At 38.5% G+C, this 25165-nt stretch carries 28 protein-coding genes; 15 read left to right on the top strand and 13 right to left on the bottom strand.

The genetic code is table 11. The annotated features are described in order from the left end of the window. The first annotated feature begins 2 nt into the window (after positions 1–2). Together ACY45D_RS02805 and ACY45D_RS02800 are read left to right on the top strand one after the other, a co-directional pair. Positions 3–1997 (top strand): MacB family efflux pump subunit, encoded by a 1995-nt coding sequence (locus tag ACY45D_RS02805; RefSeq protein WP_463108345.1) that lies wholly within the window; start codon positions 3–5, stop codon positions 1995–1997. 24 nt (positions 1998–2021) lie between these two features. Next, positions 2022–3425 carry an efflux transporter outer membrane subunit gene (locus ACY45D_RS02800; protein WP_463108344.1) on the top strand — a complete coding sequence of 468 codons (1404 nt, stop codon included), beginning with the start codon at positions 2022–2024 and terminating at the stop codon, positions 3423–3425. A 259-nt stretch (positions 3426–3684) separates the two neighbouring features. Here the strand turns inward: ACY45D_RS02800 and ACY45D_RS02795 are convergent, their stop codons facing one another. The 3 genes from ACY45D_RS02795 to orn all read right to left on the bottom strand — a co-directional run bounded on the left by ACY45D_RS02795 (position 3685) and on the right by orn (position 6313). Next, positions 3685–4488 carry an enoyl-ACP reductase FabI gene (locus ACY45D_RS02795; protein ID WP_463109409.1) on the bottom strand — a complete coding sequence of 268 codons (804 nt, stop codon included), beginning with the start codon at positions 4486–4488 and terminating at the stop codon, positions 3685–3687. A gap of 160 nt (positions 4489–4648) precedes the next feature. After that, the gene (locus tag ACY45D_RS02790; protein WP_463108343.1) at positions 4649–5383 is read right to left on the bottom strand and encodes a Bax inhibitor-1/YccA family protein; all 735 of its coding nucleotides are present in this window, start codon (positions 5381–5383) and stop codon (positions 4649–4651) included. Positions 5384–5755: 372 nt separating this feature from the next. Then, on the bottom strand, positions 5756–6313 hold the full coding sequence (gene orn / locus ACY45D_RS02785; protein ID WP_463108342.1) for an oligoribonuclease: 558 nt from the start codon (positions 6311–6313) through the stop codon (positions 5756–5758). A 122-nt stretch (positions 6314–6435) separates the two neighbouring features. Between orn and rsgA the strand changes: the two genes are divergently transcribed. The 4 genes from rsgA (at position 6436) to secB (ending at position 8755) form a co-directional block, all read left to right on the top strand. Next, positions 6436–7494, top strand: coding sequence for a ribosome small subunit-dependent GTPase A (gene rsgA, locus ACY45D_RS02780; protein ID WP_463108341.1), 1059 nt, complete (start codon positions 6436–6438; stop codon positions 7492–7494). A 91-nt stretch (positions 7495–7585) separates the two neighbouring features. After that, a complete protein-coding gene (locus tag ACY45D_RS02775) occupies positions 7586–7996 on the top strand; it encodes a rhodanese-like domain-containing protein (protein WP_120384957.1) in 411 nt (136 codons plus the stop codon). Between the two features lie 16 nt (positions 7997–8012). Then, positions 8013–8270: a glutaredoxin 3 gene (gene grxC, locus ACY45D_RS02770; protein ID WP_463108340.1), complete on the top strand. Its 258-nt coding sequence runs from the start codon at positions 8013–8015 to the stop codon at positions 8268–8270. A gap of 26 nt (positions 8271–8296) precedes the next feature. Further along, positions 8297–8755 carry a protein-export chaperone SecB gene (gene secB / locus ACY45D_RS02765; RefSeq protein ID WP_463108339.1) on the top strand — a complete coding sequence of 153 codons (459 nt, stop codon included), beginning with the start codon at positions 8297–8299 and terminating at the stop codon, positions 8753–8755. 116 nt (positions 8756–8871) lie between these two features. On the opposite strand, the gene ACY45D_RS02760 is transcribed toward secB, so the two are convergent. The 4 genes from ACY45D_RS02760 to coaBC form a co-directional block, all read right to left on the bottom strand. After that, positions 8872–9516, bottom strand: a complete 645-nt coding sequence (locus ACY45D_RS02760) for an alpha-ketoglutarate-dependent dioxygenase AlkB family protein (protein ID WP_463108338.1) — start codon at positions 9514–9516, stop codon at positions 8872–8874. Then, positions 9509–10342: a bifunctional transcriptional activator/DNA repair enzyme AdaA gene (locus ACY45D_RS02755; RefSeq protein WP_463109408.1), complete on the bottom strand. Its 834-nt coding sequence runs from the start codon at positions 10340–10342 to the stop codon at positions 9509–9511. The genes ACY45D_RS02760 and ACY45D_RS02755 overlap by 8 nt, the downstream gene beginning before the upstream one ends. Positions 10343–10520: 178 nt before the next feature. Beyond that, complete coding sequence (locus ACY45D_RS02750) at positions 10521–10895, bottom strand: cytochrome b562 (protein WP_463108337.1); 375 nt, start codon at positions 10893–10895, stop codon at positions 10521–10523. A gap of 141 nt (positions 10896–11036) precedes the next feature. Continuing rightward, entirely contained in the window at positions 11037–12302 is a 1266-nt protein-coding gene (coaBC, locus tag ACY45D_RS02745) for a bifunctional phosphopantothenoylcysteine decarboxylase/phosphopantothenate--cysteine ligase CoaBC (RefSeq protein WP_463108336.1), read from the bottom strand. Between the two features lie 113 nt (positions 12303–12415). Here coaBC and radC point away from each other — a divergent pair, with 113 nt between their 5' ends. Further along, positions 12416–13177 (top strand): RadC family protein, encoded by a 762-nt coding sequence (gene radC / locus ACY45D_RS02740; RefSeq protein WP_463108335.1) that lies wholly within the window; start codon positions 12416–12418, stop codon positions 13175–13177. A gap of 38 nt (positions 13178–13215) precedes the next feature. Further along, positions 13216–14127 (top strand): bestrophin family protein, encoded by a 912-nt coding sequence (locus ACY45D_RS02735; protein ID WP_463108334.1) that lies wholly within the window; start codon positions 13216–13218, stop codon positions 14125–14127. Positions 14128–14214: 87 nt separating this feature from the next. Here ACY45D_RS02735 and ACY45D_RS02730 read toward each other — a convergent pair whose 3' ends face one another. After that, entirely contained in the window at positions 14215–15069 is an 855-nt protein-coding gene (locus ACY45D_RS02730; RefSeq protein ID WP_463108333.1) for a PHP domain-containing protein, read from the bottom strand. 44 nt (positions 15070–15113) lie between these two features. Between ACY45D_RS02730 and ACY45D_RS02725 the strand changes: the two genes are divergently transcribed. The 4 genes from ACY45D_RS02725 to mnmC all read left to right on the top strand — a co-directional run bounded on the left by ACY45D_RS02725 (position 15114) and on the right by mnmC (position 18605). After that, positions 15114–15728: a septation protein IspZ gene (locus ACY45D_RS02725; protein WP_463108332.1), complete on the top strand. Its 615-nt coding sequence runs from the start codon at positions 15114–15116 to the stop codon at positions 15726–15728. A 26-nt stretch (positions 15729–15754) separates the two neighbouring features. Beyond that, entirely contained in the window at positions 15755–16057 is a 303-nt protein-coding gene (locus ACY45D_RS02720) for a YciI family protein (protein WP_120384967.1), read from the top strand. A gap of 4 nt (positions 16058–16061) precedes the next feature. Continuing rightward, the gene (locus ACY45D_RS02715) at positions 16062–16592 is read left to right on the top strand and encodes a hypothetical protein (RefSeq protein ID WP_463108331.1); all 531 of its coding nucleotides are present in this window, start codon (positions 16062–16064) and stop codon (positions 16590–16592) included. 69 nt (positions 16593–16661) lie between these two features. Next, positions 16662–18605 (top strand): bifunctional tRNA (5-methylaminomethyl-2-thiouridine)(34)-methyltransferase MnmC2/FAD-dependent 5-carboxymethylaminomethyl-2-thiouridine(34) oxidoreductase MnmC1, encoded by a 1944-nt coding sequence (mnmC, locus tag ACY45D_RS02710; RefSeq protein ID WP_463108330.1) that lies wholly within the window; start codon positions 16662–16664, stop codon positions 18603–18605. A 90-nt stretch (positions 18606–18695) separates the two neighbouring features. On the opposite strand, the gene ACY45D_RS02705 is transcribed toward mnmC, so the two are convergent. Next, positions 18696–19010, bottom strand: coding sequence for a rhodanese-like domain-containing protein (locus tag ACY45D_RS02705; RefSeq protein ID WP_463108329.1), 315 nt, complete (start codon positions 19008–19010; stop codon positions 18696–18698). A 91-nt stretch (positions 19011–19101) separates the two neighbouring features. On the opposite strand from ACY45D_RS02705, the gene ACY45D_RS02700 reads away from it, so the two are divergent. Together ACY45D_RS02700 and ACY45D_RS02695 are read left to right on the top strand one after the other, a co-directional pair. After that, a complete protein-coding gene (locus tag ACY45D_RS02700; protein WP_463108328.1) occupies positions 19102–19590 on the top strand; it encodes a YajQ family cyclic di-GMP-binding protein in 489 nt (162 codons plus the stop codon). A 25-nt stretch (positions 19591–19615) separates the two neighbouring features. Then, a complete protein-coding gene (locus ACY45D_RS02695) occupies positions 19616–20119 on the top strand; it encodes a DUF4442 domain-containing protein (RefSeq protein WP_463108327.1) in 504 nt (167 codons plus the stop codon). A gap of 300 nt (positions 20120–20419) precedes the next feature. Here ACY45D_RS02695 and ACY45D_RS02690 read toward each other — a convergent pair whose 3' ends face one another. From ACY45D_RS02690 to ACY45D_RS02680, 3 genes are all read right to left on the bottom strand, one after another. Continuing rightward, complete coding sequence (locus tag ACY45D_RS02690; RefSeq protein ID WP_463109407.1) at positions 20420–20788, bottom strand: acyl-CoA thioesterase; 369 nt, start codon at positions 20786–20788, stop codon at positions 20420–20422. A 75-nt stretch (positions 20789–20863) separates the two neighbouring features. Further along, on the bottom strand, positions 20864–21295 hold the full coding sequence (trxC, locus tag ACY45D_RS02685; RefSeq protein WP_463108326.1) for a thioredoxin TrxC: 432 nt from the start codon (positions 21293–21295) through the stop codon (positions 20864–20866). Next, entirely contained in the window at positions 21296–22192 is an 897-nt protein-coding gene (locus tag ACY45D_RS02680; protein WP_463108325.1) for an alpha/beta hydrolase, read from the bottom strand. A gap of 125 nt (positions 22193–22317) precedes the next feature. Between ACY45D_RS02680 and ACY45D_RS02675 the strand changes: the two genes are divergently transcribed. Beyond that, a complete protein-coding gene (locus tag ACY45D_RS02675) occupies positions 22318–22653 on the top strand; it encodes a protein tyrosine phosphatase family protein (protein ID WP_120384976.1) in 336 nt (111 codons plus the stop codon). 285 nt (positions 22654–22938) lie between these two features. Here the strand turns inward: ACY45D_RS02675 and ACY45D_RS02670 are convergent, their stop codons facing one another. Continuing rightward, positions 22939–25158 carry an Ig-like domain-containing protein gene (locus ACY45D_RS02670; protein WP_463108324.1) on the bottom strand — a complete coding sequence of 740 codons (2220 nt, stop codon included), beginning with the start codon at positions 25156–25158 and terminating at the stop codon, positions 22939–22941. Between the last annotated feature and the right edge of the window lie 7 nt (positions 25159–25165).

Below are 25165 nucleotides of genomic sequence, written 5' to 3'. Positions count from 1 at the left end.
GCATGGAACAAAACAATAATCAGGTCGGTCAACCTCTGTTAGAGGTGAATAATCTGGTTCGCGAATTCCCTGCGGGTGAATCTACGATTCAGATTTTAAAAAGCATTCATTTAAAGATCTATGCAGGTGAATTGGTTGCCATTGTTGGACAATCAGGCTCTGGTAAATCAACATTAATGAATATTTTGGGTTGCTTAGACCAAGCAACTTCAGGAAGCTATCAAGTCAATGGGCGAGAAACCCGTGAACTTGAAGCTGATGAATTGGCACAGCTTCGCCGCGAATACTTTGGCTTTATTTTCCAACGTTATCATTTACTTGGCGATTTAAATGCTGCGGGTAATGTTGAAGTTCCAGCGATTTATGCAGGCATGGATCCAACAGTACGCCAAAAGCGTGCACATGAAATATTGACTGATTTAGGGCTTGGGGAAAAAACTCAAAACCGTCCAAATCAGCTCTCAGGTGGTCAGCAACAACGTGTGTCGATTGCTCGTGCCTTGATGAATGGTGGTGACGTTATCCTTGCCGATGAACCCACTGGTGCATTGGATAAGAACAGCGGTATTGAAGTGATGCGTATTTTACGTGAGCTGAATGCCAAAGGTCACACCATTATTTTAGTCACCCATGATATGAATGTTGCGAAGAATGCGACACGTATTATTGAGATTAGTGACGGAAATATTATTTCTGACCGACCGAATACACCTGAATATGACCAAGAGATTGATGTCGTCGTAGACAGCGAGTCAAAAGCTAGCCGTAAAAAATCCTCAAAATGGCGCTCTGCATTAGATCGTTTTGCTGAAGCATTCCGTATGGCGTTATTGGCAATGAATGCGCATCGCATGCGTACATTCTTGACCATGCTCGGGATTATTATTGGGATTGCCTCTGTTGTTTCAGTCGTCGCTTTAGGGAATGGCTCACAAAAGCAAATCCTTGAAAATATTAGCAGTTTAGGAACCAATACCATCACTGTATTTCAAGGTCGTGGCTTTGGTGATAATTCCAAAACAGCACAATTTAAAACCCTTGTTCCTTCCGATGCTGATGCCCTGTCCGAGCAGCCTTATGTCGAAGCTGTAAGCCCAACGGTGAACAGCAGTGTCACGGTTCGATTTAAAGAAGTTGAAGCTTCGGCGACAGTCAATGGTGTCAGTAATGACTTCTTCAATGTAAAAGGTTTGAAATTTACTTCAGGGCAAGCGTTTGATAAGCAAAGCGTGACGCAACGTGCTCAAGATGTGGTGATTGATTCAAATACTAAAAAAACCTTCTTTAGTGATGGTACAGATCCTTTAGGACAAGTCATTTTACTCGGCAGTGTCCCGAGCCGAATCATTGGCGTTGTGGATGCACAACAAGGCATGATGGGAAATTCTGACAGTCTAAATGTCTATTTACCCTATTCAACTGTGATGAGCCGTATGTTAGGTCAAGCCAATGTCCGAAGCATTATTGTCCGAGTAAAAGATGAATATCCAACCGCTGTTGCAGAGAATGCCATTCTGTCCTTACTTGAACAGCGACATGGTGCTCAAGACGTTTTTACTCAAAACTCAGACAGTATTCGTGAAACCATTGAACAGACTACACAGACCATGACTTTACTGGTTTCAGCGATTGCTGTGATTTCACTGGTGGTTGGTGGTATTGGTGTCATGAATATCATGCTGGTTTCTGTAACTGAACGTACTCAAGAAATTGGGGTGCGCATGGCTGTGGGTGCACGTCAAAGCGATATTTTGCAACAATTCCTTATAGAAGCAATTTTAGTCTGCATTTTAGGTGGCATCTTGGGTGTTCTACTCTCTTTAGGAATCGGGCAACTCTTTAGCCAAGTGGCCAAAGGCTCCTTCCAGATGGCCTATTCAACCACTTCAATTATTGCCGCTTTCGTCTGTTCAACTTTGATTGGTGTGGTGTTTGGATTCATTCCTGCACGTAATGCAGCACAGCTCAATCCTGTTGATGCATTGTCTCGTGAATAGTCAAAGAATAAGGAAAATAAAATCATGCAAATCCATTTAACGAAACTTGCAACAGCCTTGATTCTTGGAAGTTCATTGGTCGGATGTGCTGCTGTTGTCAAAACCCCTTATGAAGTACCTGCTGCCCAGATCCCCAATAGCTTTGCTTATGACAAGGCGAAGTCTCAACAGATTCAAGCAGATTTGTACGCAGATCAGTGGTGGACTTTATTTGGAGACACTCAGCTCAACCAATTGGTGGATCAAGTCATTCAACGCAATGCTGATTTAGCTGTTGCTGGCATCAATTTACAAACTGCACGTTTAAAAGCAAGTTTGGCACGTGACCAACAAGGACCTCGTGTCAACTCAGGCGTATCGACAGGACATAGTTTTGATTTAAATTCGGGTGATGATACTGCCAAAGGTCTATCTTTAAATGCAGGTGTGAGCTATGAAGTGGACTTGTTTGGAAAATTGGCTCGTCAAACTGAGGCAGCCAAATGGGAGTCTTTAGCCACTGAACAAGATTTGCAAGCCACTGGGCAAACTTTAGTGGGAACAACTGCAAATTTGTATTGGCAATTGGGCTATTTAAATGAACGCTATAGCGCAGCACAACAAAGTTTAGCTGCAACACAAAAAACCTATGAATTGGTTCGAACACAGTATCGAGCAGGGGCAGTCTCAGGTCTCGATTTGACACAGGCTGAACAATCTGTGCAAAGTCAAAAAGCCAGTTTAAGTCAAATTGAGCAGCAGTTGGTTGAAGCACGGACTGCATTAGCGGTATTGTTGCAAATTCCTGTGCAGCAACTGAATATTCAAGAACCTCAACGTTTACCTCGTATCAATTTGCCGAATATTGCTTCTGGTTTACCTGCAGATATTTTGTCTCGTCGTCCTGACTTACGTGCTGCTGAGTTACGGTTACGTGAATCATTAGCAACCAAAGATGCAACCAAAGCCAGTTACTACCCTTCAATCAGTTTAACGGGGAATTTAGGCTCGACCAGTACATCATTGACCAATTTATTGAAAAACCCTGCTCTGACTTTAGGTGCGAGCTTGAGCTTACCGTTTCTTCAATATAATGATATGAAGAAAGATATCAAGATCAGTGAATTGGACTATGAAAAAGCAATTGTTCAGTATCGCAATACCTTATATCAAGCCTTTGCCGATACAGAAAATGCGCTGTCAAACCGTAGTGAATTAGACAAGCAAGTGACTTTTCAGCAAAAGAATTTAGAGCTTGCTGAAAAAACGGAGCGTTTAACTGAAGTACGTTATCGCAATGGTGCAATCGCATTGAAAAACTTATTGGATGCACAAGAAACAACTCGAAATGCTCGAGTGTCTTTGGTTCAAACCAAGCAAAGCCAATACAATGCTTATGTTACTTTGATGCAAGCTTTGGGCGGCAGTCCAATTAAGCAATTGCCTTAAAACTTAAAAAAGCCCTGTAAAGTAATGCCAGTCAGTTAAGTATCTTAATCCTCCCCTTGTGGAGTCTGCTCCTCACCCTTGAAAAAGGAGGGAGTATCTTGGATTCAATACCGCATTGAACTCACGAGTGTTCCCCTCTTTTGTAAAGAGGGGTTAGGGGAGATTTATCAATCAGTAATAATAAAATTACACTTAACTGATCAGCATTACCCTATTAAGGGCTTTTTTATACGGAATTTAGAATAACTAGAATTAAATGTTATTCACTATCCATCATCGATTGGCTCATACCCACAGTATTAAAACCAGCATCGACATAAAGAATTTCACCCGTAATACCATTTGCCCATGGTGAGCATAGGAATAATGCTGCATTTCCTACATCTTCAATGGTCACATTACGTTTTAATGGTGCAATTTTCTCATTAGCATCCAACATTTTACGGAATGACTTGATTCCTGAAGCAGCCAAAGTACGGATTGGTCCTGCTGAAATTGCATTGACACGGATCCCTTCAGCACCAAGGCTTGAAGCCAAGTAACGTACACCTGCTTCTAATGATGCTTTTGCCATGCCCATAACATTATAGTTTGGCATTACAGTTTCAGACCCTTGATAAGTCAACGTCAGTAAACAACCTTGACGTGCAATCAATAACGGTTTTGCAGCACGTGCCATTGCCACAAAACTATATGCGCTAATGTCATGTGCAACTTTAAAACCTTCACGGTCAGTCACATCAGTAAAGTCACCATCTAGGGTATGTGCCGGTGCAAAACCAATCGAGTGCACTACACCATCTAAACCGTCCCAATGTTTTGCCAATTCAGCAAAAGCATTGTCAATGTCAGCATCATTTGCAACATCACAAGGGAATACCAATTGTGAGCCAAACTGCTCAGCAAACTCATCAACACGTTTTTTTAATTTTTCATTTGGATAAGTAAATGCAAGTTCTGCACCTTCACGGTGTAATGCTTGAGCAATACCAAATGCAATGGATAATTTACTCGCAACGCCTGCAATTAAAAAGCGCTTACCTGCCAATAGTCCTTGTGCCATGAAATTCTCACTTGATAATGTTTGCATGCATAATGCCAAGACTTTGCACAGAACAAAATTGCATAATGCATCTTTTTTTGAAAGTTTACGAAATAATAAAAAATCACGCCCATGAGCGTGATTTTTTGGTACAACCTACATAGGGATGAATTAAATCAAATTAATCATCGCCTTGAAGTAAGCTAAATAAACGCATGAATGAATAATACATCCAAACTAAAGTTGCCAATAACGCAATACCACATAACCATTCAAAGGCTTTTGGCGCACGTTGTGCAGCAGCAGATTCAATCAAATCAAAATCAAGAATCAAATTCAGCGAAGCAATAACAGCAACAAATGCTGCAAAGCCAAGCCCTAACCAGTTACTTTCAAAAATGAATGGAATACTTGAGCCAAAGGCTAAACGCATCACAAATTGCACAACAAACACCAGTGCAATCGCAATCGTTGCAGACATCACAACAGACTTAAATTTCTCAGTCGCACGGATAATCTGAAAACGATATAAAGCGAACATCACCAAAGTCGTTACAAATGTTGCCAAAAGCGCTTGTAATGGCACACCCGGAAATTTCATTTGAAAAATAACCGATACACCGCCTAAAAATGCACCCTCAAAGAATGCATAAGGAATTGCCAATACAGGTGCAGTATTCGGTTTAAATGTGGTAATTAACGCGAGAATCAGACCACCAATTGCCCCGACCATTGCAGCGGCATAAGCAATACCAATATTCAAGGTACTAAAACTATATAAAAAAATGCCTAAACCCAGTACAGCTGCAATCACAGTTAATAAAACTGATTTTTGGATTGCGCCTTGCACAGTCATTGGCTCAGCATAATCTGCATGCGTTTCCGCACGCGTTAAAATTGGGTTATTACTTTGCATAGTCAATCTCTTTGTAATAATTCAAATATATGAGGATATATGAGGATATATGAGGATATATGAGGATATATGAGGATATATGAGGATATATGAGGATATATGAGGATATATGAGGATATATGAGGATATATGAGGATATTAAAACGTTTTATCTGCAAACGATTGGAGTTGCTTGCTATTTTTTGTAACGCATCGTTAAAAATTATTTGTCTGAGTATAACTTAAAAACTCAAAATGAAAAGTGGTTAAAAAAATAAGCTTTTCAGCCTAATGCCAATCAGTTAAGCCATTTAAATCCTTATCCTTAATAGCCATGCCCCTCACCCTTTCTAAAGGAGGAATGAGCAGCACAGCTACGCAAGGAATCTAAAATTAATCTTGATTGGTAATAAAGAAGTACTGACGATAATACTTAAGCTCGGCAATCGAATCACGAATATCATCCATCGCCAAATGCGATGCATTTTTCTTTAAATCATTCATAATTTCTGGACGCCAGCGTTTTGCTAACTCTTTTACAGATGAAACGTCTAGATTACGATAATGGAAAAATTGCTCAAGCTCAGGCATTAAGCGATGCATAAAACGGCGGTCTTGACAGATTGAGTTACCACACATCGGTGAAGTTTTAGGATTTACCCATTTTTTCAAGAACTCTAAAGTTTGCTGTTCAGCATCTTGTGCTGTGAGTTTGCTACGGCGTACACGTTCAATCAAACCAGATTGACCATGTTGTTTGGTGTTCCACTCATCCATTGCATTTAAAATTAAATCAGACTGATGCACTGCGAGCACAGGGCCTTCCGCTAAGATATTCAAATGATCGTCAGTTACAATTGTTGCAATCTCAATAATCTTATCGTTATCTGTATCCAGACCTGTCATTTCAAGGTCGATCCAAATCAGGCGAGTATCAGCGGTGCTGCTCATATAATGCAATCTTATTCGGCTATAAAACAAGAATAGTAGCAAATTTCTAGCATCTTCGCTGTAATTCATTCGCCCATCATGTTATTTTTGCCTTTCAATATGCATGGTTTTTTAGGATATGAATGGCTTTAATTCGTAAACGTCGTTTAACTGAACAGCAGCAACGTCGCATTCAGAAACAACACAAAACACGTCAAGAAGAAATCGACACATCTAACGATCTTGAAGGTCTTGTTGTTCAACATTATGGACGACAACTCGAAGTACAAGCGCTTTCTGCACCAAACCCACATCCTGAAAAACCACAAGTCAAAACTGGCGAACCCGAACCTTTTTGGAAACCGATTGACGTGGGCAGTGTATGGCGTTGCCATACGCGAACCAATTTAGAGTTATTGGTCACTGGAGATAAAGTTAAATGGCAAGCTGACCCAAACACAGGTTTAGGCATTATCACAGCCATTCACCCACGTACCTCTCTTTTAACTCGGCCTGATCGTTATCATAAAGTCAAACCTGTGGCTGCAAATATTAGCCTCATTGTTATTGTTTTTGCTGCTTTACCTGAACCTGCGCCGACCTTAATTGATCGTTATTTGGTGGCGTGTGCAGATGCCGATATTCCTGTTTTATTGGTATTAAATAAATCGGATTTACTCAAAGAAAATGATCCTATCTTAGATTTGCTGAAAGAATATCAAGATTTAGGTTATGAGGTTTTAATCACCCAAGCTGAAGGTGATCTGAGCGAATTGGCACAACGTTTAGACAATGAAACGGTTGCTTTTGTCGGTCAATCAGGTGTGGGGAAAAGTTCATTGATCAATATCATTGTTCCAGATGCAGCACAGAAAACCAATATCATTTCGGAAAACTCCGCATTAGGACAACACACCACCACTTCTACACGTTTAATTCGTTTTGGGGAAAATGGTGCGTTGATTGATTCTCCCGGAATTCGTGAATTTGGACTTTGGCATTTAGATTTAGAGAAAATCGATGCAGGATTTCCTGATATTGGCAATTTCCTAGGACATTGCCAATATCGAAATTGCACCCATACCCATGAAAAGCAATGTGCACTTAAAACCGCTGTTGAAAACGGTGATGTTTTAGCCAGACGACTGGAAAGTTATTTGCGTTTAATTGAAGAAATCACTGAAGCGCAACAAAAAAGTTAAATTTCTTTAAAACTAACCTTGAAGCGGTGATTTTGATCACCATATATATAGGCTATACTCGACACAATTTTTGATTGTAATTAGGTGACTTGTGGAACGTTGGTTAGAGTTTATGGGGAATCACCCCTTTTTGTTTGGTATTTTAGGGGTTCTTGTTGTTTTGTTCTTTATTTTTGAAGGGCAACGTAATGGTCGTAAAATTTCACCACAATCACTTGGTATTTTAGTGAAAGCTAAAAATGCAATGTTGGTTGATTTGCGTGATGCTAAAGATTTCCGTGAAGGTCATATCAGTGGCAGTCGCAATATTCCATATAGCCAAATTTCAAGTCATATTGAAGAGTTAAAAGCTGCGGATCGTCCAATCGTGTTTATCTGTAACTTAGGTCAAGTTGCAGGTTCAGCATTACAACAGGTCGGTCATGCAGATAGTTATCGTCTTGATGGCGGTATTAGTAACTGGAAAGCTCAAGGCTTGCCATTAGTTAAAGCTAAGAAATAAGCGAAAGGAGTTCAACATGACCGCTGAAGTAAAAGTTTATTCAACAACTTTCTGCCCATATTGCGTACGTGCTAAATCTCTACTTGAGCGTAAAGGTGTTGCTTTTACCGAAATCAATCTAGATGAAGAAGCACCTGAAGTGAAGGTTGAGCTGATGCAAAAAACCCGTCACCGCACTGTGCCACAAATTTTTATCAATGATCAATTTATTGGCGGTTTTGACCAGCTTTATGCTTTAGAAAAAGATGGCAAACTCGACGAATTACTTGGTTAACACACGAAAAATTGAAGGAATAAATAATGAGTGAAGAACAACAAACTCAACCACAATTAGCTTTAGAACGTATTTACGCTAAAGATTTATCTTTTGAAGTACCTGGGGCTCAAGTTTTTACAAAAGAATGGCAACCTGAGTTGAATATCAACTTGTCTTCTGCTGCTGAAAAGATTGATGACACACATTTCGAAGTTTCTTTAAAAGTTGTTGTTCAAGCGAATAATGCAGGTGATACAGCATTTATCGTAGATGTTACTCAAGCAGGTATTTTCTTGATTGATGGCATCGAAGAAGATCGCCTTCCTTACATTTTAGGCGCATATTGCCCAAATATTTTATTCCCGTTCTTACGTGAAGCGGTGAATGAACTTGTGACTAAAGGTAGTTTCCCTCAGTTGTTACTTACTCCAATCAATTTTGATGCTGAGTTCGAAGCAAATATGGAGCGTGCTCAAGCCGCTGCTGCTGAAGGTCAAGCTTAATTCTGATTTTCAATCAAATTTTAAGTTTGAAAAGACCGCTTTATGTGGTCTTTTTTATTACGTATGGAAAGCGTTCTAAATTTCAGTGCGAAATCGTGAATGTATCTTTTATTACTTTACTCAACAATCGTTCTAAAGGTCAGATTAACACGTGCTGCAACTACTTTCTTCGTTGGCGCTAAACGATGTAACCAATGTGTTTGGGTCACATCTTTCATCACCAATAGACTGCCATTCTCTAAGAAAATTTCAACTTTTTCCTGAGTTTGCTTATGTTTAAAAGAAAACTTACGTACTGCGCCAAAACTCAATGAAGCAATTGCACCATTCTTCTTTAAATCTGTTTCCCCATCACTATGCCAAGCCATCCCTTCCGCACCCGTATGATAAAGATTGAGTAAACATGAATTAAAAATTTCACCTGTTTTTTGTTCAACAATCGCTTTAAGCTCTAATAATTCCGCTGTCCAAGCGAGTGCATATTTTTGCGTATTTGAATAGGTATACTCAAATGCTTGATCGCCATACCAAGCTACTTTTCTTTTCGTTGTAATGGTTTTTCCGAAAATAATGGCTTGATCATGTTGCCAAGCAATAGTCATCAATAATCGTTCTAGATAATAATTGGCGGTGTGCTCATCAAAAATTTTACCGTAATAATTCGCCGTACCATCTTGGGGTAATAGATTTGTATTTGTGTGAATTTGAGAATTTCCTAAATTTAAACGTATCTGTGGTGATTTTTGTTCGGATTTATTCATAACAATGCCCTGCTTCCCAACCGATCATGGCCATTTTGCGAGTTTTTCCCCAGTGATATTCACCAAAAACACCCGTAGATTGAATCACACGATGGCATGGGATTAAGAATGCGACTGGATTATTGCCAATGGCTGTTCCTACAGCTCTGGATGCTTTCGGTGTTTCTATATGTTTTGCAATTTCGCCATAATTTGAAAGTTTTCCCATAGGAATTTTGAGTAAACATTCCCACACTTTCAGCTGAAAATCAGTACCTTTTAAATGCAATTTAATTTGGGGTAAATCCAAAGGTTTTGATGAAAATATTGCTAAAGCATTTTGTTGCAAGTCATCTGACTGCCAAATAAATTCAGCATTGGGGAATTGCTCGATCAGTGTTGCATAAGCATCTATTCTATTTTCAATAAAAGCCATAAAACAGATACCCTTTGTTGTTGAGGCAATAATCGCTTCACCAAACATCGTTTCAACATATTGATAATTGATCGTTAAATTTTCTCCACCATTTTTATATTCAGCAGGCGTCATCCCCTCAATTTGAATAAATAAATCATGCAAACGGCTGGTGCTAGACAACCCTGTTTCAAAGGTTGCATCCAACACACTTTGATCTTGTTTGAGAATACTTTTTGCATGTTCCAAACTAATATATTGCAAAAATTTCTTTGGACTTGTTCCTGCCCATTCAGTAAATAAGCGTTGGAAATGTGCAGGGCTTAAATGAACATGTGCAGCCACTTCATCTAAATTAGGTTGATCTTTAAAATTTTTCTGAATGTATTCAATTGCCTGAACTATACGTTCAAATTGTTTATGCTGTTGCATCACATTTCCCTCCTTCTACTCATATCACTTTAGCAATAGACAGTTATAGAGAAAATCCAAATCATGCTCAGTTTAAATATCTTGAATATTAAAAGTGAATCTAAAAAAACCGCTAGTGGTAAACACTAACGGTTTTGATTATTTCTAGTCTTAATCATTTCTAGTCTTGATGAATTTATTAATGATAAAGCTTATGTCCTTGATCACGAATGTCAGCCAGTTTTTTGCCTTCCATTTTGGCATGATCTAAATGACCGCCTTTCACCAAAGCTTGAGTTTTGTCAATTTGCGCGATCAGTTGATCAAATAATTGCGTTGATGTTGGCGCGCTTGCATCGCCACGGCCTTTCAACTTCACTTTTTTGGCATCTGTTGCAGCAGCACGCATATTGTCCAAAGCTTTATTGGCATCTGCCGCATTTGTGGTTTGGTTAAATGCTTTATAGTTTTTAGCAAGTGTTTTCATGTTCTGTTCTAAGTCTGCTGCAAAACTCATTGAACTCATAGTAAATGCAGAAACGAACATCATTGTGGCTAAAGTTTTTTTGATCATCGTGATCATCCTTTAAAACTGTGGCTATTGTAGATTACGGTTTATTATCCATTTTCAATGTTAAACATAGTTTAAAACACTAAACAATAGCAAATAAAAAATGCAACGAATTCGTTGCATTTTCATTACTTAAGATGAGCTTCAATCAGTTTCAATTTCATGGTGTAAAGCATCATGAATCGCTTCTACCAATTGTTGTGCAATATCCTGCTTAGAGGCTTTTTCTAAGTCACGCTTTTCCATTTGGTATTGCTCAGCAAAGAAGACTGTCATCGCATTTTGATCCGATGCAAAGCCAATATCTGCACGAGAAACATCATTACATGCGATCATATCTAGCTTTTTCGCAACTAATTTTCCAGCAGCATATTCTTCAACATTGCGAGTTTCAGCAGCGAATCCAACCATGAAGGGACGCTTATCTTGTTGCGCAATAGTCGCCACGATATCTGGGTTTTTAACTAATGAAACATTCAGCTCATCACCAGCTTTTTTAATTTTATGCTCTGAAACTTCTGCTACACGGTAGTCAGCCACTGCTGCTGTAGCAATGAAAATATCACAACCTTCTTCAAGCTGATGCATACTTTCATCCAACATTTTAATTGCCGATGATACATTGATACGGCGTACACCATTCGGCGTATCCAAGCTTACAGGCCCAGCCAATAATGTGACTTTTGCACCCGCACTATAACAGGCCGCAGCAATTGCAAAACCCATTTTACCTGTACTATGGTTTGAAATATAACGTACTGGATCAATCGCTTCACGTGTCGGCCCTGCGGTAATCACCACACGTTTACCTGCCAGTAAACCAAACTTTTCTGCAATTGCTCGCTGTGCTTGATGAAAATAATTTTTGACCTGTTCTGCCAAATCTTCAGGTTCAGGCATACGCCCTAAACCCACATCGCCACACGCCTGTGAACCAGCTTCAGGCATGATCACATGCACACCATCTTCAACCAATGTATTCAAATTACGTTGCGTTGCTTTAGCCGCCCACATTTGTTGGTTCATCGCAGGTGCGACCCATACAGGAGCTTTTGTTGCTAGATATAGCGTACTGAGTAAATCATCGGCTAAACCAGCTGCAAACTTGGCAATCGTGTCACAACTTGCAGGCGCAACAAGAATTAAATCTGCCCAGCGTGCTAATTCAATATGTCCCATGCCAGCTTCTGCTTCTGTATCCAATAATTCGGTATGCACAGAATTTCCAGACAAAGCCTGAAATGTTAAAGGCGTGATAAAGGCTTGCGCACCTTTGGTCATCACCACTCGGACATTAAAACCATAATCTTTTAGACGACGGACGAGGATTGCACTTTTATAAGCAGCAATACCGCCTGTGACAGCAAGAATAATATTTTTATTAGAAAATACACTGAGATCGAAACTCACGATCAGGCCACCTTTCTATTGCAGTGGCGCTCACAATATCATTAAATAGCACATCTCCCAAGCAATTCGAGGGAGAAAAATGAAAAGTAAAATAAATTATAACTGAGAAAATAATGAATCATTCCACGCCAAAAATGCCTTATAGCTTAAGCACTCATCATTCAATTAAACAATGGCCTGAACAAGAACGTCCTCGAGAACGCTTACTTTTACAAGGTGCGGAAAGTTTATCTGATGCGGAGTTACTTGCGATCTTTTTGAGATCAGGCTCTAGACAACATTCAGCAGTAGAATTAGCACGACTGCTGATCCAACACTTTGGCAATTTAAATACAGTTTTCGATGCTTCTTTGGAAGATTTAAGACAATTTCATGGTATTGGGGATACCAAATATTCCCAACTCATGGCAGTTAAAGAGTTAGGGCGGCGCTATTTAAAACATCATCTTCATCAAGGTTTAGACCTAAGCCGTTCAGACTTAATTCGAGATTATTTGAGATATGAATTAATCGGCGAAACCCAAGAAGTCTTTGCAGTTCTATGTTTGGATAGTCAGTTACGTAAATTAAGTTTTAAAAAGTTATTTTTTGGTTCAGTTAACTATTGCAATATTTCAATCAACCAATTGTTGCGGTATGCTATTCAAAAACATGCAACCAATATTGTGATTGCCCATAATCACCCTAAAGGTTTGGCAAAACCTTCACGTGAAGATTACAACCTCACTCAAGAAATAGTAACCGCCTGTCAACTGCTTGAAATAGAATTATTGGATCATATTATTATTGCATCTGAACAAAGTTATTCCTTTGCAGAACACGGCTTGATCAAATCTAAGACTTTCCCTGCAATTGTTATTGACAAGTCTGAATGAAGCAGTGAAGATCACTAAAAAATTATAGACTCAAAAGCATGATTGTCCGCGAGCAAAACGACACCTTTAAACTATTATTCTCATGGCGTGGCACGATTTTACCCAAAGTTTTGCCACCACTCGGCTTTGTGATGCTCATTTCTGCCATCGTTGGTGGAATTGAATATACCGATATCTATCGCTTTCCTGAACTTCCTTTGGTGGGATTCACTTTAATTGGTGTCGTGCTTTCAATCTTTTTAGGTTTTAAAAATACGGCCTGTTATGACCGCTGGTGGGAAGCACGTAAACTTTGGGGAATGCTGATTGCCAATGCACGCCATTTTGACCGTGATTGTCGTATCTTCCCACAAGGTCGCCGTGAAAGAATTATTCAACATGTCATTGTTTTTGCAAATGTGTTAAGAGACCGTCTTCGCCATCAGACTGTTACCCCTGATGCTTTAATCGAAACCAGTGGTATGAGCCAACAAGCGCTCACCCAATTGTACCAACAAGCCAATGCACCGCAGTACACGCTGAGTTTGATTCAATGGGAACTGATGCAAGCGCTTAAAGAAGGTGAAATTTCCGATATTATTTATACTCAACTGAATGAACATGTGAATGAGTTAAGTTTGGTTCAAACAGGTTGTGATCGAATCGCAACAACACCTTTGCCCTTTGCTTATTCAGTTTTGCTGAATCGTACTGTGTACTTTTTTTGTTTTATGCTGCCATTTAGCTTAGGTTCTTTACTCGGTTTGGCTACACCATTATTGGTGGGTATTTTGGCTTATACATTCCTTGGACTTGATGCTTTAAGTACCGAGATTGAAGAACCATTTGGTACACAAAGCAATGATTTACCTTTAGATTCAATGGTCCGCATGATCGAAATTGAGCTATTGGGTACTTTAGGAAAACCAACGCCTCCGCCGATTCAGGCGCAGGATCACAATCTACTTTGATGAGAATAAGTAAGTTTTCTACCCTCCTCTATCCATTCGAAAGAGGATTAGGGAAATATAAAAGGAAAGATTGAATGCATGTATTGGCTAAATAACAAAACTCTCCCAAATGCCCACTTGCCCTTCTTTTACCCGTGGAATATTACCTAGTTTAATCCAAGGCATATTGTCCCCATGAAAATCACTGCCCACAGACACTTTTAAACCATATTGTTCAATCATCCGATCAACCATCTGGCGTGTAGATGCAGGCTCAATCGCAGCTGGCAGTTCAATCGCATCACCACCATGTTGTGCAAATAATTCAATCAGATAGCGAATATTAGTTGCAGATAAGTCATAACGTGTTGGATGCGCCAATACTGCAAAACCTTGACTGTCATGAATCACTTGTATGGTTTCTGCCAAGCCTAAACCATCAAATTTCACGTAGGCTTTTTTACCCTCTTTGATATATTTATCAAAAGCTTGTTGTGGGCGTTGTACGATCCCTTTTTCTACTAATGTTTTAGCAATATGAGTACGGGTAATGCGATCAGGTTCTCCCTCTACTTTTGCCACAACATCTGCATAAATATCCTGATGAATTAAGGGAATAAGTAAGTCACAAATCTGTTTCGCACGTTCAGCTCGGATTTTCTTTTGCTCAGCCAACAGCTTTTGTAAAGGTTCATGATTTTGCATATTTAACGCCACAACATGCACGCCATAACTCTTCTTGACTGAAGGTCTAGACCATTGGCTGGAAATTTCTACGCCAGAAATAATTTGAATTGGTTGATTTTTTGCAACTTGTTCAGCTTGTATTAAGCCATCCATGCTATCGTGGTCTGTCAATGCAAGCGTATGGATGCCTTTTTCAAGCGCAGCCTGCACCAATAACTCGGGAGTCATAGTTCCATCAGAAATATTACTGTGAGTATGTAAATCTACGCCTTGCATCTTTTATACTATCCCATTCACTTGAACAGACTAGATATTTTAACATGAAAGCACTCTTAGACTTTGTGCCCCTCATAATTTTCTTTTATTTGTATAAAACGGTCGATCCTAAAAATACTGATCATCCACTATTACAATTGATCGGATCGGCAGGTGGCGTCAACAACAATAATATTTTAGTCGCAACAACTGGACTGATTATTTCAATGTTAGTTGTTTACGGTGCTTTATTTGTCTTCCAAAAGTTTCGTTTAGATAAACAACAATGGTTTGTTTTATTTATGACCGTGATTTTTGGTGGAATCACTTTGATGTTGAGTGATGACTTCTACATTCGACTTAAAGCTGCGATTTTAAACTTAGCCTTTGCTGGTGCTTTCCTACTTTCACCTTATTTTGGGAAAGATAAAAAGCCCCTTATTCAACGATTATTTGGCCCTGTCCTTGATTTAACAGAACAAGGTTGGAAAAACCTCAACTTCGCTTGGGCTGCTATGTTTATTGTCATGGCCTGCTTACATGTATTCTTTGCTTTTTTATTCGCTGGTGGAAAATATTGGGGCGAATTTACAGCATTTGGTGACATGATCGTGATGTTTTCCTTTATCATTATCCAGTTTATTATTTTGCGTAAACACTTTAAGTCGACCGACGAATAATGTGTTTAGCTGATTAGAGAAGTGAAATGCCTTTATTTTTAATTACTTGTACCGACAATGAAGGTACAGTAGAAAAACGTCTTGCAGTTCGTCCACAACATTTAGCACGTTTAGAAAAACTTGATGCTGAAGGACGTGTCATTGTTGCAGGTGCAATGCCAAAAGATCGTGAAAATCCACAAGCTGGCTTTTATGGAAGTACTTTGATCCTTGACTTTGAAAGCCGTGAAGCCTTGGACGAATGGTTACAAGAAGAACCTTTCTTAAAAGAAGGGATCTATGGTCATATTGATGTTAAACCATTCAATAAAGCACTGCCTAAAGGATAACAAGATGCGCGTTGTAGTCCAAAGCTTACTTGGCTTTACTTTACTCAGTTCATTGGTACTTTCACCAATCGTATCTGCTGAACCTACTCAAACGACAGCCGTCACAGCACAAACAACGACTGCAACGCCTAACACTCAGGCGAATCAACCTGTTGCACCACCTAAGCCAAGTATCATCCCCGCAGTTGCAGGTGCAAATTCAAATACTCAGTCACAAGCTTTAGTACAAGAAAATAAGCCGTTGACTGCTGAACAAATTGTCAAAGAAAAAGCCTCTCAAGAAGCCAAAGTCAAAGCTTTAGTCAAAGATCAAGCAACTCGTTTACAACAGCTTGAAAAAGCCAATCTTGAGGCATTATCACAAAACCAAGAGTTACAATTAAAAAATGATAATTTAGGCGTTCAAGTCCAAGTTTTACAAAGTGAACAAAGTGCCCAAATGTTTTTATACGGCGCAGCAACCATTGCTGTCGGCGTACTGCTTGGCTTTTTAATCGCCAGTTATATTTATACTAAACGTCGTCGTCAGTGGTAATCCGCTGGCGTTTTCCTCCTTGTTTCATATTCTATTTTCTATTCATTTCTTTATTTAGGATTCATAGCATTGTCAAAAGCCATTCAAACAGCCGATTTAGATTGGCAAAGTATTGATGGAATTGAAGTTCCTATTTCCAAACAATTTGGCGATGTTTATTTTTCTAAAGACAATGGCTTACTTGAAACACGCCATGTTTTTTTAAATGGTAATGATTTATCTACACGCTTAGCCAATTTACAAGATTTTGAATATTTCAGTGTGGGTGAAACAGGTTTTGGTACAGGTTTAAATATTTTGGCGCTCTGGCAACTTTGGCAACAAGTTCGCCCGAATAACCACAGCCATTTACATGCAACAAGTGTTGAAAAATTCCCTTTAAGTAAAAATGACCTGATTCGAGCTTTAAATGTTTGGACTGAATTAAAACCATTAGCAGACCAACTGATTGAGCAATATCCTTTACCCATCGCAGGTTGTCATCGTTTAAGCTTTCCAAATGAACGGTTTTCTATTGACCTGTGGTTAGGTGATGCACACGATATCTTTCCAGTCATTCCCAAAACCCATACCGTCAATGCATGGTTTTTAGATGGTTTTGCACCTTCTTGCAATCCTGATATGTGGGAAGAACATGTTTTAAATCACATCGTTCGCCTTTCTGATTATGCAACAACTTTTGCCTCTTTTAGTGTTGCGGGCGTTTTAAAACGTGGCTTAAAACAACATGGTATTTCTATTTCGCGTCCTCGTGGTTTTGGACATAAACGTGAAATGTTAAAAGCCATTTGGAATGCTCCTGAACACCATGGAAATGATCATTGCAATCAAAATTTAGATCACACGACAACTTCAATTCAAAAAAAAACTGAATCAAACCAATTAACCCGTTGTTCAAGCCCTTTTAAGCAACGTCAGATTGCGATTGTAGGCGCAGGAATTGCAGGTTTGAGCTGTGCATGGAACTTTGCTCAACGAGGACACCAAGTCACGATTTATGAGCAATCAGCGCCATTGGCGGGGGCATCGGGAAATCCTTTGGCTTTATTGAATCCCAAATTGAGTCCAATCGAACAAAGTGCTGAACATTTAATGACTTTGGCATGGCAACATGCGCTCAATCATTATCAAAATTTTAAAGCCTTTCGACCGATTGCCGTTAACCAATTGGCGCTTAAAAATCCAGACGAGTTGCTAATACTTGCACAGCAATATCCCCATGGTTTACTCAAAGCACAAACAGCTGATGAATTAGACGTAGAAACAACTTTTGAAAGTTTACAACTGACTCAAGCAGGTTCGATTTATCCAAATCAATTGAAGGATCAAATTTTAGAACATCCTCTAATCACGTTTAAACACGCCGGAATTGGACATATTCAACAACTTGCTCATCAATGCTTAGACCTGATCGATGCTCAACACAACCAGCTTGGGCATTTTGATCATGTGATTATTTGTTGTGCCAAAGAAAGTAAACAGTTTTTTGAAAACTTTCCTGTATTAAAACCCATTCGTGGACAAGTCAGTTGGGTGAGTAATCAAGATCACGCTTTAAATACTGAATCTGCTTATAGTTATGGTGGATATTGTATGCAATTGGATGAGCAAAACTTAATTCTAGGCGCTTCTTTTTATCCAAACCGTGATGACCATGAAATATTGATTGAAGACCATGTGCATAACTACGATCTTATCCACAGTGTCTTTCCAGACTATGCAAAATCTTTAGCACCAGTCGAAGAATGGCAAGGACGAGCTTCAGTTCGTGCTCAAACTTTAGATTACTTTCCTTTGCTTGGAAAAGTTGATGATACGCAAGAAATCTATACTTTCTCAGGTTTAGGCTCTAAAGGTTTTTTATTTGCGCCATTGTGTAGTGAAATTCTCACAGGATTGGTTTTAAATGAAGCTTGTCCGATTCCACAAGATTTACTCAACAAATTGAGTCCAAAACGCTTTCAAAAGAAAGTGAAACAGAAAAAACCATATTATAAACCGTCCAAACAATAAACTACCAAGTGATGCAATCTGCTCACTTTCACTCATTGAATCATGAATGAAAAAATTTTCTTCAATAAAAAAGCGCCTTTCGGCGCTTTTTTATGATTCTTGCTCTAATGGCATTCCTGCATCACGTGCAGCACGAGTACCACCCATTAAAACAACATAATCACGGGAGCTATCAAAACCCTCAAGTTTCTCAGCAGCACGAGGTGCTTTACTGCCACCACCACATAAGATGTAAATAGGCTGATCCGAATTCACTTGAGTTAAGCTTACTGCATCCAAGCTATCAATGGGCTGATTCACAGCGCCTTTAACATGGCCTTCGGCATAGGCTTTTGCATCACGAACATCCCAGATAATTGCATTTTCTGGGAACTCAAATGTTGTAATTTCTTGTTTACGGATCATTGTGCACTCCTTTGATGTAAACAACACTTGGCAAATGAAGAAAACATCCCTAGCATCTCAGATATTCTTTCCATTTGTAAAGGTCTAAACTATGCCATCGTTCGATATTGTTTCAGAATTAGAGATTTTTGAAGTAAATCACGCTGTTCAAAACACGCAAAAAGAAATTGCAACTCGATTTGACTTCCGTGGTCAGGATGTTTCTATCGAAATTAATGAAAAAAATAAAGAAATTAAAATTTCTACAGAAAGTGATTTCCAGTGCGAACAAGTTTATAGCATGCTTGAAAATCATTTCTTTAAACGTAAAGTAGATATCCAAGCACTTGATCCACAAAAAATGACCGCGTCTGGTAAAAACGTGATTCAAGTCATTAAACTTAAAGATGGTCTTGACTCTGATACTGCAAAAAAAATTAACAAAGCCATTAAAGAAAGTGGTGTCAAAGTGCAATCATCTATTCAAGGCGACAAAATTCGTGTAACTGACAAAAAACGCGATACTTTGCAACAAGTTATGGCTTTTCTAAAAGAACAGCAGTTTGGTGTGCCTTTACAATTTAATAACTTCAAGGACTAAGGTCTTCATTGCTATAGGTTGAAATATGACTCAGACCAATCGTTTATCTAAAATCGTTAAAGCAACGTCTAAGTTTCCAAAAGGGATTCAAAGTACCTTGCTCAGCAAAGCTTTTGGTCGTGTCGTACCTATGGTAGGCACTGCAAAACTGCGTTATGTCGAAGTTACGCATAGCCGTGTAGAAGTTAAACTTGAAAACAATAAAAATATGCAGAACCACATTGGCCAAGCTCACGCTTGTGCAATGGCGCTTGTCGCCGAGACTGCTACAGGCTTCGTCACAGGTATGAATATTCCAGATTCATGCATTGTGCTCATTAAGAACATGAATATTCAATTTAAACGCCCATCAAAAGGTGGCTTAACTGCTGTTGCGACATTGACCGATGAACAACGTAAAATGATGCAGGAAGCAGAAAAAGGTGAAACGATTGTTGCGGTGACAGTAACCGATGAATCAGGGCAAGAACCGATCCAATGTGAAATGCTTTGGGCATGGGTTGCAAAATCACATTTGAAAAAGAAGTAAGTTTAAACAAAACTGACTTCACATAGAAATTCAGTGACGATATGATCATGATTATGTCGTCTCTGTTTCAAAAACACTTACAGGTTTTTATTCTTTTATCCATAATCGATGACTACAAGTTTTACTCAAAGCATTCACCAATTTGAAGCTGTTATATTTCTTAAAATATAGAATAAAATTTTAGCAGTTGAATAGCATTTCTATAAATCTATTGAGAATACAAAAACTTAATCCATATCTAAAATAGACATAAAAAATCCCAAACAATGTTGGGATTCTTTATCAAGTATCAATTCAGAATTAAACACTTTGCGAAGCTAAATACTTCTGCTTTACATCTTCAGGGATTTGACGCTTATTACCAGCAACATCAACAGCAACAAAGGTAAAAACACCTTCCGTTACGCGCTTTGGTGCACGTGAGCTATCGTGGCTGTCCCATACTTCAATCTGCATTTGAATTGAAGTATTGCCTACTTTCAATATCTTGGTATAACAGCTAATCACATCGCCAACTTTCACAGGAACCAAGAAAGTCATTTGATTAATTGAAATAGTTGCACAACGTCCTTTACTAAAACGCTCTGCATGAATCGCCCCTGCCAAATCCATTTGTGAAACGATCCAACCACCAAAAACATCGCCACTCCAGTTGGTATCTGCTGGCATAGCAATGGTTTGTAAAGACAGTGTACCTTCTGGTTTTACATGAGAATCTGACACAATAACTCCGAGCCCGTGAATTTATTTAAGGGCATTCAATTGTTGATCTAACCATTCTTGCAATTGGTTAGCACGTAATGCACCGCTTATTCTAGCAACTTCATTGGTTTTATTCATCAAAACTAAGGTTGGAATACTACGAATATTGAATGCACTACTTAAACGAGGGTTTGCTTCGGTATCAATTTTAGCAAAAACAACATTTGGATTAGTTTTTGCAACTTCTGCAAAATGTGGCGCCATCATTTTACAAGGCCCGCACCATTCTGCCCACAAATCGATTAAGATCGGTAAATCACTATTGCTCACAAAATTACTGAAATTTTGTTCATTTAACTCAATCGGAGCAAGTGGAATTAAATTTTGATGACATTGCCCACAACTCGGTTGAGCTGTTAATTTATCTTCAGGAACACGGTTTTTAGCGCCACATGATGGACATACAATAATCATCTAGCTCACTCCAATATGTTGATGTAAGAATTCTAATTGGGTCGAAATCGCTTTTTCCAACCATTGACCATGATAAATATCGAAATGAGACATATCCCATTCATAATATTGCACAAAAGGTGCAATATTGGTCGCTGTTTCACGACTAGATTCAATCGGAATGAAGCTGTCTTTTTTAGCTGCAATGAATAAAACAGGAATGTTAATACTTCGCACTGTTTGAATCGGTCTAAAACGCATTAAATTAAAGAATACACGTGCAGGAACTTCACCACTCCAAAAATAATCGGGGTTTACAATCGACATATAGCCATTGTAACTCTCTTGCGTCGGAATAAAACATAAATCAAAGGGATGCACCACTGGCAATTTCTTTGGCAACATACCAACTTTTGCCCCCATATAATCCTGACTTGAGCGCTTGAGTGCTTTTGGTAATTGTTGGATTGGAAATAATTTAGCAGTTTCCGCCCCATCTACAAAGGGGACTTGAACCATGATGGCGTGAATGTTCTTAATTTCATTGGCTAAATTGAGAACATAGCCGCCACTTAATGATGTTCCCCATAAAACAATCTGACGATGATTGATTTTCTTTTGATTGGAGACATAACTGACCACAGTACGCCAGTCTTCTAATTGTAACTTTAATGAAATTAATTCTCGAGGAAACCCTGTGCTTCCACCCCAATACCGATAATCAAATAAAACAACAGCATAACCCGCTTGTGCAAACTTTTGAGCATAAGCAATCAATCGAAATTGCCTTAAAGCTGCAAAGCCATGCGCCATAATGATAACAGGTGGTTTTTTTATATTTTTAGGTCGATAAAAATCTGCGGCAATGACCTCTTGTCCAATTGGGACATACAGTGGTTCAACTGTATATTCGAACATATACGCTCCATTGCGTTATCTTATTGATATTTTCTTTTATAAATCTTATGCCATTTAAACTCAGTTATGAGCTTAATGCTATCATGTATAGCATATTCGATTTTAAATCATATTGGAGTGACGAAATGAGTGAAATTGTAGGCTTTGCAGGTCAAATTAATCCTGAACATATTCCTCAAGTAGTTGAAAAGGGTTTTAAATCTGTGATCAATAACCGCCCAGATATGGAGGGTGGCCCTGAACAACCTACAAGCGCTCAGATTGAAGAAGCCGCGCGTGAAGCAGGTTTAGATTATGTCTACCAACCTGTTGTAGCTGGCCAAATTACTGAAGTTGATGTAAGAACTTTTGCAAATCATTTCAATGAACTACCAAAACCTGTGCTGATGTTCTGTCGCACAGGTAATCGCTCAAATAATTTATATCAAATCGCAAAACAAATGGATTTACTTGACGATTAAGCCTACTTAGAAATATTCAAAGCACTCATACTTTTGGGTGCTTTTTTATTTAATTACTTAAAACCTTCATTGATTACCATTTAGATCCATTTTTCTGGTCTAGAATATTCTTGATCTTAATTGTTGAGTTTAATTATGAAAATTATCGGTATTGTGGTTTTGTTTTGCATATTGCTTTCCGCTTGTAGTTCGATGAATGTAAGACCTACGGTCGGGGTAAGTATGGGAACGTCTGTTAAATAGAAGACTTAGAAAATAAAAAAACAGCGCCGAAGCGCTGTTTTTTTATTTCAATGTAATAGTTCGTGTAGTTAGTTTATTAGGCGCAGCTATACTGATTTTAATATCATCGCCTACAGCACAATTTTTCATTCTTACACTATAAAAAACATCTTCACTTAAATCTTTAAAAGAGTCTGGCAAGAAAAGATTCATTGTTGAAGGTACGGTTAAACTTCCAGATAAAATTTCAGCTTCACATGATTTATTAGAATACACGACTTCAGGTGCGCCAACTAAAGTACTTGGCAAGTCTGCTAGAGTTCCCACTCCATTTGAATTAATTCCAACAGAATAATAAGAATCATTTAATTTAATTTGTGCTAAAGAATATGGTTCAGCACCACTAACAGAAATAGTTTTTGTAGCGAAACCGTTAGTATTTTTTGAATCTATCAACTGTACGATTGGTTCAAAATCTGTATTATCTTTAGCAATAACACTAACATCTGTACCAGATGGCATTGGGACGGTACGAGCACTATTACCAAAAACTTTAAAACTAAAATTTGTAAAGTTCGTGATCATAGTCATAGGTTGATTAATACCTGATATTCCATAAAATGTTGGTGTATCACTAGCAAAAGAAACAACAATTTGTTTTCGAATTACTGCATCCAAATTATTGTCACATGTGGATTGATCCGATATCAATGGAATATTAGGCTGACTAAATGTAGAAGCTGTACATACATAGCCCGCAGCACCACGTCTATAAATAAATTCTCCTAAATTACTATTATACTGATTATCTTCATTATCATCTCGAAAGAAATCACCAATATTACTTGGCAAACTATCAAGAGCCGCACTATATAAATTATCGCCATCCTTATCAATAAACGTTTTATCTCCTTCAGCATACGCTAAGACAGTGACTCGATTATCAACTGGTCGTGGATTCTGTGTTGTTAATGTTACACTACAAGCCCCATTCATTGATGTACAACTTGGTGTAATACTCCCTCCCTCACTAACAAAACTAACGACTGTGCCATCAGGAACAGGGTTTCCTACTCGATCAACCATCATAGCCGTTATCGTTGCAGTGTCGCCATCTTTATCATTTTGTAAGGAGTTTTTTGAAATAGAAAGACTTAAACCATTTTGAGTAACGCGACCAGTAGAAACTTTTACATCTTTAGAAAGTGCAACAACATTGGTATTGGATTTTAGAGTGGCTTTAATTTCTACTGGGCCAGGTTTATTTCCAGGATAAACCGTAATAATCACTTTACCCGTTGAATCACTTTTTACAGTTTTAGTAATACGATTTCCTAACGAAACAAAACTTAAGTCTTCAGGCCCACGCAATAACTCAATATTTACTTCTTGATTAGTTGCTGGTTTGCCATTTGCATAGACAGTAAAATCAATTTGACCTGTAGAAGCAGAGCCACTACTTTGAATACCTAAATTTATGGCACCAGATGTGTAGACAATTGAATTAGCCTCAACTGAAGCAATATTTACTTTTACTGATTTTGTAACAGACGATGTCGTCCCTGTTGCTATGATCGTTTGCTCACCAGCACATAAATTACCATTTGCATCAATTGCTTTATATGTTGAAGTAACATCACCTTGATTAGACGAAACTACCGTTGGAGGTTCAAATGAGCCACAAGTTGCAGAAAAATTAACAGTAACATTATTCTGACTTTCGCCTGAACTTGCATCTTGTGTTTTAAACGTGATATTTGTTGAACCACCTGATTCCAATGATGTTGTTGAAGCAATCAAATCAGTAAATGTAATATTCGCGGCTTGAAGAGAATAATTATACGATGGAGATGTTGCTGTTAGACTATTATAAGTAGCTGTAGCAGATAGTAAATAACTACCTGTATCGGTAACATTCTCAGGTTTAATCGAGATTGTAGCTTCACCATCAGCATTAGTTAACACAGCACCATTCGATGTCCCAAATACGACACCACTTCCTGCAAAAGTAACTAATGCACCACTAACGCCTTTCCCGCTAGCATCCGTAACTTTCACTTTAGCTGTTACACCTGAAGCTGTTATTGTGTTAGTCAAAGTATTGTTTGTATCCAAAAGGCTGATTGAACTAATATTCACAGCAGAAATTGTAGCCCCACCATTACCAGTCCCTGTTCCATTATCGCTATTATCATAATAGCCACCACCGCCACCACCACAACTTGCTAACAAAATTGAAATAGCTATCGCACTTAACTTTCCAGTAAATTTTCTAGTATCCATAATTTTT

The sequence above is a fragment of the Acinetobacter sp. BZX-2 genome, assembly GCF_055179795.1.
The sequence above is the reverse complement of the archived record's forward strand: the minus strand, read 5'-3'. Positions and strand labels throughout refer to the sequence as shown.